The organism is Streptomyces sp. NPDC046909 (genome assembly GCF_040644695.1).
GTDB lineage: Bacteria > Actinomycetota > Actinomycetes > Streptomycetales > Streptomycetaceae > Streptomyces.
The window spans coordinates 86,320-95,358 of sequence record NZ_JBEYXC010000029.1 but is presented as its reverse complement, the minus strand read 5'-3'; the positions used below and the strand labels follow the sequence as shown (position 1 = coordinate 95,358).

General features: G+C 71.7%; 10 protein-coding genes. 4 read left to right on the top strand and 6 right to left on the bottom strand.

What is annotated here, in order from left to right; genetic code table 11:
* Positions 1-208 precede the first annotated feature (208 nt).
* Positions 209-1,213, bottom strand: coding sequence for a peptidoglycan-binding domain-containing protein (locus tag ABZ928_RS50840; RefSeq protein WP_361536168.1), 1,005 nt, complete (start codon positions 1,211-1,213; stop codon positions 209-211).
* Positions 1,214-1,380: 167 nt separating this feature from the next.
* Between ABZ928_RS50840 and ABZ928_RS50835 the strand changes: the two genes are divergently transcribed.
* Entirely contained in the window at positions 1,381-3,438 is a 2,058-nt protein-coding gene (locus ABZ928_RS50835) for an MDR family MFS transporter (RefSeq protein WP_361536166.1), read from the top strand.
* On the opposite strand, the gene ABZ928_RS50830 is transcribed toward ABZ928_RS50835, so the two are convergent.
* The gene (locus ABZ928_RS50830; RefSeq protein WP_361536164.1) at positions 3,431-3,937 is read right to left on the bottom strand and encodes a GNAT family N-acetyltransferase; all 507 of its coding nucleotides are present in this window, start codon (positions 3,935-3,937) and stop codon (positions 3,431-3,433) included. The two genes, ABZ928_RS50835 and ABZ928_RS50830, sit on opposite strands and share 8 nt — an antisense overlap.
* Positions 3,938-3,959: 22 nt before the next feature.
* On the bottom strand, positions 3,960-4,592 hold the full coding sequence (locus ABZ928_RS50825; protein ID WP_361536162.1) for a dihydrofolate reductase family protein: 633 nt from the start codon (positions 4,590-4,592) through the stop codon (positions 3,960-3,962).
* A 120-nt stretch (positions 4,593-4,712) separates the two neighbouring features.
* Here ABZ928_RS50825 and ABZ928_RS50820 point away from each other — a divergent pair, with 120 nt between their 5' ends.
* On the top strand, positions 4,713-5,453 hold the full coding sequence (locus ABZ928_RS50820; protein ID WP_361536160.1) for a hypothetical protein: 741 nt from the start codon (positions 4,713-4,715) through the stop codon (positions 5,451-5,453).
* 5 nt (positions 5,454-5,458) lie between these two features.
* A complete protein-coding gene (locus tag ABZ928_RS50815; RefSeq protein WP_361536158.1) occupies positions 5,459-6,001 on the top strand; it encodes a hypothetical protein in 543 nt (180 codons plus the stop codon).
* On the opposite strand, the gene ABZ928_RS50810 is transcribed toward ABZ928_RS50815, so the two are convergent.
* Positions 5,987-6,436, bottom strand: coding sequence for a DUF1992 domain-containing protein (locus ABZ928_RS50810; protein ID WP_361536156.1), 450 nt, complete (start codon positions 6,434-6,436; stop codon positions 5,987-5,989). The genes ABZ928_RS50815 and ABZ928_RS50810 overlap by 15 nt on opposite strands.
* A gap of 104 nt (positions 6,437-6,540) precedes the next feature.
* On the opposite strand from ABZ928_RS50810, the gene ABZ928_RS50805 reads away from it, so the two are divergent.
* Positions 6,541-6,933 carry a hypothetical protein gene (locus tag ABZ928_RS50805; RefSeq protein WP_361536154.1) on the top strand — a complete coding sequence of 131 codons (393 nt, stop codon included), beginning with the start codon at positions 6,541-6,543 and terminating at the stop codon, positions 6,931-6,933.
* Between the two features lie 34 nt (positions 6,934-6,967).
* Here ABZ928_RS50805 and ABZ928_RS50800 read toward each other — a convergent pair whose 3' ends face one another.
* Complete coding sequence (locus ABZ928_RS50800) at positions 6,968-7,639, bottom strand: O-methyltransferase (RefSeq protein ID WP_361536152.1); 672 nt, start codon at positions 7,637-7,639, stop codon at positions 6,968-6,970.
* 79 nt (positions 7,640-7,718) lie between these two features.
* On the bottom strand, positions 7,719-8,837 hold the full coding sequence (locus tag ABZ928_RS50795) for a DUF2330 domain-containing protein (RefSeq protein WP_361536182.1): 1,119 nt from the start codon (positions 8,835-8,837) through the stop codon (positions 7,719-7,721).
* Between the last annotated feature and the right edge of the window lie 202 nt (positions 8,838-9,039).

The following is a 9,039-nucleotide window of genomic DNA, read 5'->3' as shown; positions in this document are numbered from 1 at the left end:
CCGCCCCTTCGACCCCGCCCTTCCTGGGGGCTGCGCCCCCAGACCCCGCCTTTTCGGCCCTTAAGGGGCCTCGTCCTCAAACGCCGGACGGGCTGAAATACCTGGGGCGGCGTCGAGAAGTTCAGCCGTCAGCGGGTGGGTGGGGGATGGGGACGGCCCAGCCTCGGCCTCGGACGCCGGACGGGCTGAATTCACCCCGTGTCAGGGGCTACGGCTCCTGTGTCTCCGACTCCAGATGCTCCCGCGTCTCCAGGTCGTACACCCCGTACTCGTCCACCACGATCCCCCGCGCCCACTGGTAGCGGGTCACCGCGTCCTCGACGCCCTCGTTGTAGTGGCCGCTCGCCTTGCGGGTGTAGAGGTTGAGCTGGGTGAGGCGGAGTTCCAGTTCCACCACCTCGTCGCCCTCGGAGCCTCGGCGGAGGACGGGGGGTGTGCTTTCGCGGGAGCCCGAGGACTCGGCCGCTGTGTCCGAGGCGGTGGCGGAGGCGGACGGGGTGGTGGTCGTCGGCGGCGTCGAGGCCGAAGCGCTCGGGGACGCGCTGGAAGGCGACGGGGACGGGGAAGCCGACTCGCTGGCGCTGGGTGAGGTGGATGCGGGCGTCGACTGCGGCTGTGACGATGCCGTCGAGTTCGACGGGGACGCCGGGGCGCCGCTCGTCGTCGTGTCCGGGACGCTCGCCCGTACCTCCTCCGGCAACGCTCCGTCCCGCGCCGGGGTGTCGTAGGAGAAGAAGCCGCTCGCCAGTCCGGCCGCCGCCACCACCGCGACCAGCGCGCCGGCCGCGCTCAGCAGCAGGGTGCGCCGGGGGCGGCGGGGGGTGTGGGAGGGATCGTCGTAGGCCGCCGACCGGTCCTCGTCTCCGGGTCCCATCCCGTCGAACAGGTTCAGGTCCGTGGTGCTGGGCGCCGCGGGTGGGGGTGCCAGGGGAGTGGGCGGCTCCGGGGGTATCGCCCGCAGCGGCATCGTCAACTCTGCGTCGGCCTCGGGGGGCGAGTCCGTAGGGCTGCTCCCCGTAAGGTCACCCGTCCCCTCCAGCTCCACATACGGGCGTATCCGCAGCGGATCGAAGTCCTCCGCCGCGGCCGCCTCCGCCGTGCGCGCGTCGCGCAGGGCGTCGGACGCCCGTCGCGTGCACGCGCAGGACGGGGTGTTGTCGGCCGCTCTCGGTGCCCCGCACTCCGGGCACAGATGGCCGTTCGACTCCGCCATGTGTTCGTCCCTCCCCTCGCGAACTCCAGAGATTATGCAGAACCTCTCCACACACCTGTCCCGGTAGCCCCCGGAATGCCTGATTCCAAAGGGACTCAACAGGCCATAAACGGTTACACCGACCACGATGGAGAGCGGGATGCGTAACGAGACCCCGGGAGGGCTTCATGGCCGCGGAAGCGCACGGTACGACGGGTGAGGTGCACGACCCCCGCGGCCGGACACACGACGACCACGTGTCCGGCAACGTCCTCGTCTCCATCGGCGCCCTGCTGCTGGGCATGCTGCTCGCCGCCCTCGACCAGACCATCGTCTCCACCGCGCTGCCGACCATCGTCAGCGACCTCGGCGGCCTTGAGCATCTGTCGTGGGTGGTCACGGCGTATCTGCTGGCCTCCACCGCCGCGACCCCGCTGTGGGGCAAGCTCGGCGACCAGTACGGCCGGAAGAAGCTGTTCCAGACCGCGATCGTGATCTTCCTCATCGGGTCGGCGCTGTGCGGCATGGCGCAGAACATGCCTCAGCTGATCGCCTTCCGCGCGCTGCAAGGGCTCGGCGGCGGCGGGCTCATGGTGCTGTCGATGGCGATCGTCGGTGACATCGTCTCGCCGCGTGAACGCGGCCGGTATCAGGGCTTGTTCGGCGCCGTCTTCGGGGCCACCAGTGTGCTGGGGCCGCTGCTCGGCGGGCTGTTCACCGAGCATCTGAGCTGGCGTTGGGTCTTCTACATCAATCTCCCCATCGGCGTCGTCGCCCTCGCCGTCATCGCCACCGCGCTGCGCATCCCGCACAAGGCGACCCGGCACGTCATCGACTACCTCGGCACCTTCCTCATCGCCGCCGTCGCCACCTGCCTGGTCCTGGTGGCGTCCCTCGGCGGCACCACGTGGGGCTGGGGATCGCCGCAGATCATCGGGCTGGCGGTGCTCGGGGTCGTCCTCGGCTTCGCCTTCGTGGCCGTGGAGCGGCGGGCCGCCGAACCCGTGCTCCCGCTCAAGCTGTTCCGCATCCGCACCTTCACGCTCTCCGCGGTCATCAGCTTCATCGTCGGCTTCGCGATGTTCGGCGCGATGACCTATCTGCCGACCTTCCTCCAGGTCGTCCAGGGCGTCTCCCCGACCATGTCCGGGGTGCACATGCTGCCGATGGTCGCCGGCATGCTCATCTCGTCCACCGCGTCCGGGCAGATCGTCAGCCGCACCGGCCGCTGGAAGGTGTTCCCGATCGCCGGCACCGGCGTCACCACCCTCGGTCTGCTGCTCCTCCACCAACTGGACGAGAACAGCTCGACCGCCGAGATGAGCACGTACTTCTTCGTCTTCGGGCTCGGACTCGGCCTGGTGATGCAGGTGTTGGTCCTCATCGTGCAGAACGCGGTCTCGTACGAGGATCTCGGCGTCGCCACCTCCGGCGCGACCTTCTTCCGCTCGATCGGAGCCTCCTTCGGCGTCGCGATCTTCGGCACGGTCTTCGCGAACCGTCTCGGCGACAAACTCACCGCCGCTTTCCGAGGTGCCGAACTCCCGCCGGGCGCCTCGGTGGACGGCCTGGAGTCCGACCCGCGCGGCATCACCGAACTGCCGGGCGCGCTCCAGCCGCCCGCGGTGCACGCGTACGCCTCGTCCATCACCGACGTCTTCCTGTACGCCGCCCCGGTCGCCCTCGTCGGCTTCGTGCTGGCCTGGTTCCTCAAGGAGGACCGGCTGCGCGGCTCGGTCACGGCACCGGACCTCACCGAGACGCTCGCCAGCAACCCGGTGCAGCGGTCCTCGTACGACGAGGTGTGCCGGGCGCTGTCGGTGCTCGGCACGCGCGAGGGACGGCGGGAGATCTACCGGACGATCACCGAGCGGGCGGGCTACGACCTGCTGCCCGGTGCGAGCTGGCTGCTGCTGCGGATCAAGAGGTACGGCTGGGTGGAACCGTCCGTCCTCGCCGAGCGCAGCTCCGTCCCGCTGCCCGTCATCATCGCCGCCGCCCGCCAGGTCGAGGAGCGGCGCCTCGCCCGCCGCGAAGGCCTCGACCTCGTCCTGACCGACACCGGCCAGGAGGTCGCCGACCGCCTCGCCCTGGCCCGCGAGGAGTCCCTGGCGGAGCTGCTGGGCGACTGGTGGGGCCCCGACCGGCCCACGGACCTCGCCCAGTTGGTGAAGGACCTCAACTCCGAGCTGTGCGGCTCGGACCGGGAGCAGCCGCACAACGGGTCGGCGGCGCGCCTCAGTTGAGGCTGTTGAGGTTCTTCGTGAACCAATGCTCGGCGTACTGGTCGTCGTTGTGCGCCGCCGTCTCCTCGAAGCCGAGCCGGGCGTACAACGCGCGTGCCTCCAGGAGGTCGTGGCGCGTGTCGAGGATCAGGCGTACGGCGCCCAGCGCGCGGGCGGTTTCCTCGGCGGCCCGCACGAGGACCGGGCCGCCGCCCTTGCCGCGCAGTTCCTCCCGGACGAACACCCGCTTCAGCTCGGCGGTTTCGGGGTCCAGGAGGCGTACGCCCGCGGTGCCGGCGGGCTCGCCGTCGTAGCGGGCCAGCAGCAACGCGCCCTTGGGCGGGGCGAGTTCGGACCAGTCCGCCCGGGCGACCTCCCGCTCCAGCTCCGCCGGTTCGGTCCGCCGGCCCTCGTGGAGGAGGTAGTAGCGGTCGCTGACCTCCGTGTAGTACTCCCGCCAGAGGGCGGCGGCGACGGGGGAGTCGTACGGCTCGGGGGTCACGGTCCAGGGCGTGGTCATGGCCCCATTCTCGGAGCGCGCGTCACACCGGCCGCAAGCGAATATGCGTGGCCTCCGGGGAGTCCAGGACCTGCGTCTTGCGCCACGCGACCGGCTTCTCGCCCCCGGCGCCGACGGCCCCGAGGTGGTCGAAGAGCCGTCGGCCGCCGCCCAGGAAGACCGGGGCGATGTGCAGCCACAGCTCGTCGAGCAGGCCCGCGCGGATGAACTGCTGGACCAGGTCCGCGCCGCCCGCCAGCGAGACGTCCCGGTCGCCCGCCGCCTCCCTGGCCAGGGACAGGGCGTGCTCCGGGCCCTCGGTGACGAAGTGGTACGTCGTGCCGCCCGCCTTCGGCACCGACTCGCGGGGGTGGTGCGTGACGACGTACACCGGCGTGTGGAAGGGCGGCGAGTCGCCCCATGGGGTCTCGCCGGTGATGAACATGCCGTGGCCCATCACCACCGCGCCGGGGCGTTCGATCCACTCCGCCATCAGGTCGTCCACGGGGCCGGTCGTGCCGCCCTCCAGATCGTGCCCCGCGCGCCAGGACCGCAGTCCGAACACCCAGTCGTGCAGTCGCTCCCCGCCGATCCCGAGCGGGTGCTCGCGCCCGGACTCGGGGCCCGCGAGATATCCGTCGAGGGATACGGACAGCTGTGCGATGACCTCACTCATGACAACCTCCTCGATCGCTTCTGTCACTCATACGTCGATCGGGGTCCCCATCGGATCGACACACCCGGCGGACGAATTTCGTGGCGGTTTGAGGAAGCCGTCCGGGGCTACCCGGTAGCCATGTCAACTGGCCTGATCATCGCTCTGATCGTGATCGTTGTGGCCGTCATCGCCGTGGCGGCCGTACTCGCCGGACGTGCCCGGGGGCCGCGCCGCGGCAGCAGTCTGAAGCGGCGCTTCGGGCCCGAGTACGACCGGGCCGTGGCCCGGCACGACGGGGACCCGCAGGCCGCCGAGCGCGAGCTCGCCGAGCGGGTCGAACGGCACGGGTCGCTGCGCGAGCAGCCCCTGGAGCCGGCCCGGCGGCGGGAGTACGAGGCTCGCTGGACGGCCGCCCAGGAACGCTTCGTCGACTCGCCGCGGGAGGCCGTGGCCGAGGCGGACCGGCTGCTCGCCGAGCTCGCGGGGGACAAGGGGTTCCCTGACGGCGGGCAGTACGAGGAGCAGCTCGCCGCGCTGTCCGTGCACCACGCGGACCATGTGCACGGCTACCGGCGTGTGCACCGCGCCGCCCGCCCGCACGGGGCCGGGACACGGGACGGGACACAGGACGGTGCCCGCGACGGCAGCACCGAGGAGATGCGCGCGGCCATGGTCGACGCCCGGCTCCTGTTCGACGACCTGGTGGGCGACGACCATCACCGGGACTCGTCCCGGACGGCCGAGCGGGCGGAGAAGTCTGTGCGGCACCAGCCCGAGAAGCAGCAGGACGAGTCCGACGGCGGGAGCCGGCCCGCCCGCACCGACGGCCGCGGCCATCTGCCGTGGGCGTTCACCCGGCGTCACGCGAAGGGGAGTTGAGTGACATGACGGACGCGACGACCGGACCGGGCGCCGAGAGCGCGCGGCGCGGCGAGAAGACGGCGGGCGACCGCTCCATGGGGCCCAAGGGCGAGCGGAGTGCCCCGCTCGTGGCCGGGCACGGCACCCGTGACACCTCCGACGGCTCCTCCGGCAGCTCCGACGGCGCCACGCGGGCCGAAGAGAAGGACGACGGTTCCCGCTCCCCGCTCGTCGCCGGTCCCGCCGGACATGAGGCGGCGGCGAAGGGCGACGGTTCCCACCGCGGCCGGCTGCTCCCGCACGACGAGTGCGACAAGCTCTCCCTGCGGCTCCAGCACGCGGTCGCCGGGTTCGTCGACGGACCCCGTACGTCCGTCGAGGAGGCCGACCGTGTGATGGAGGAGGTCGCCACCCGGGTCACCGACGCCCTGACGCGGCGCCGCCGCACCCTGCGCACCTCCTGGCAGGACGGTGCGGACAAGCAGGGGAACGCCGGTGACACCGAGCAGCTGCGCCTCGCCCTGCGCGACTACCGCGAGCTGGCGGACCGGCTACTGCACCTCTGACTGTTCCGACGGCCCCGGCTGTCCCGACCGCTCCGCCGCCCGGCGCTCCCGCCACTGCCGTACGACGTCCTCGACGTCGTACGGCTTCTTGCCCAGCGGGGGGCCGGGCGGCGGCCTGAACATCATCGTGCGGATCTTGTCGTTGACGTCCGTGATCAGCTTGCGGACGGCCCGTTCCGAGGGGGCCGTCAACGCGGCGGCGAGGGTGTCCTCCGCCTCCTTGCGCAGAGCCAGCGCGGGCGGCAGTACGGCCAGGCCCTCGCGGGCCATCTTGCGTCTGACCCACCAGAGTTCGTCGTAGGGGGTCTCCAGATCGGCGGGCAGGGGCTCGCCCACGCCGGGGAGTCGGTCGAAGTCGCCGCGGCCCTGCGCGTCTTGGATCTGCTTGTCGACCCAGGACTCGAACGGGACGCCAGGTGGCTTTCGCTCGGTCATGAGTCCATTGTGCCGGACGCGGAATGGCCGGGCGATTTATCATGCGGCCGCTGTACAAGGACACTTGCACAGGGACAATCCAGCAACTGCACAAGGGAGCGCACGTGCTCGAACTCACCATGGCCGCCGTATCCGCGGCGGAGGAGGGTGCCACGGCCGGTATGCAGATGGCCGACGCGCCCAGTGACCCGGGCAGCGTGCTGCGAGTCGGCCGGGACAAGTCCGTGTGCCGGCTCTCGACGCCGGACGACTGGCTGTTCGTCTCCCGGGTCCATCTGGAGTTCCTGTGCGGCCCCGAGGGCGGCTGGCAGGTGACCTGGCTGCCGGGTTCGCAGCCCGAACCGTCCTCCGAGGTCCACCTCGTGGTCGGCCAGTACGCCCAGCCCCTCGTCTACGGCGGGACGATCCCGCTGCCCCGGGGCGGCAACGGCGAGATCGTCATCCGCGACCGCACCGCCCCGCGCAGCGTCAACGTCGGCTTCTACCACGAGGCGTGAGCCTCGGCGGCGGCAGGAGAAGAGGCAGCAAGGGTTACGGCAGCACCCGCGCCAGCGCGAACCCGTCGTACCCCTTGCCGCCCACCGTCTGGATCGCCGTACCGCTCAACTTCGGGTGGGCGCCGATGAGTTCGATCGCGGCCCGAGTGCCCTGGACGTCCGGTTCGGTGCTGTCCGGGTTCGCGACGCGGCCGCCGCGGACGACGTTGTCGACGATGATCAGGCTGCCCGGGCGGGTCAGTTGGATCGCCCAGTCCACGTAGTGCGGGTTGTTGGCCTTGTCGGCGTCGATGAAGACGAGGTCGAACGGGGGCGGGTTCTCGGCGGCCAGCCGGGGCAGCGACTCCAGGGCCGGGCCGACCCGCACCTCGACGATCTTGTCGAGTCCGGCGCGTGCGATGTTGCCGGTCGCGACCTCCGCGTGCTTCGGGCTGTACTCCAGGGAGATCAGCCGGCCGTCGGCGGGCAGGGCGCGGGCCAGCCAGATGGTGCTGTAGCCGCCGAGGGTGCCGATCTCCAGGACGGTGCGGGCGCCCTGGATCTGGGCGAGCAGGTGGAGCAGCTTGCCCTGCGGGGCGGTGACGGCGGCCTGCGGGAGGTGGGCCGCCTCGCTGTCGCGCACGGCGGCGGCCAGTGCCTCGTCGTCGGGCGTGAGGTGGGCGGTGAAGTAGTCGTCGACGTCGTCCCAGACCTGCGACTGGCTCATGCGACCTGTGCCTTTCGTGTGGCTAGTTAGAGCTGCTAACTAGATGCGCTAACGAATATAGGCGCGGGCCGGTTCCCTGTCAGGGGGTTTCCGGGGTCGGCGCCGGGCGCCGGGAGCGTCGTACGACGGGCAGGGTCACCGCCGTGACGACGAGCGCGAGACCGCCGACGACCGTCAGCAGCCAGGCCGGGATCCCGGCCACCTTCCGCAGCCGGTCCTCGTAGATCACCTGCTGGAAGGCGGTGTCGGAGGCCGCGCGGCGCAGTACGTGGTCGCCGTCGATCAGGGACGGCGTCGGGAACTCCTGGCCCACCGCGGTCAGGAACGGGGTGCCCTGCGCCAGTTCGGCCAGCGGGCCCGACTTCGCGGTCACCTTTCCGGCGAAGGTCACCCGGGGGCGCTCGCCGCCGATGGCGGAGGCCGGTTCCATGCGGTGCGGGGCGAGGACGTACAGGCCCAGTGACTGCGGGGTCCGGGCGAGCCGGGACAGGCGCATCGGGTAGACCGGGCGGTCGGCGGAGAACGTGAGGTGGAGCGGGTCCAGGGCGCCGCGCAGGACGGTGCCGGGGGTCTCGGGGGCGAGGCGGACCGCCACGTACTCCCAGCGGTTCTTCACATACGGCTGGAGGGCGCCGCTCAGGCGGGGCGGGAGGGTGAAGCCGTTGGTGTTCAGCCAGGTGCCGAGCGCGTTCGGGTCGGTGGCGGTCAGCCGGGCCACGTCGAAGGGGCCGAGCTTCTGGCGGTCCACCACGTCCACGGGCGGCTGGGCGCCGATGCCGGCACCGGGCGGCGCGCCGGTCCGCGGGCCGCCGTCGCCGGAGACGAGCGGCCAGTCGCCGTCCTCCGGCCAGAAGTGGTAGCGCTCGCGGTGCACGGGTGCGGCGGCCGCGTCGAGCTGGTCGAAGAGGGCCGGATCGCCCAGCTTGACGGTCGCGCGCCGGGGTACCGGCATGACCCAGGCGGCCCGGTCGCTGTCGCCGTCGACGGTCAGCCGCATCACGATCTGCTCCTGGGTGCCGTCCCAGCGCACCACGGACACCTCGCGGGCCACGCCGACCCGCCGGGCGGTGTCCGGGATCATGGCGCCGCAGCCGCACGCGTAGGCGGGGGCGACGAGTGAGCCGAGCTGGGTGGCGAGCAACGCCACCACGACCGCGAGCACGCGCCGACGCGCCCGGCCCCTCAGGAAACCGATCATCTCCCCCGAACCCTCCGCCCCGCCGCCGACTGACTTCAGACGGTAGTACGGCGGGAGCATACGGTTCCGTTCCTCATGCCGCCGTAAGTGATCCACGTCGCACCTCGCGCGGGTGTCAGGTGAAGGTGGAGGTGTCGGCGTCTCTCTCTGGGGGTGCAGCGAGCGGAATACAGTTCGCGAAACGGCCCTCACGCGGACGCGT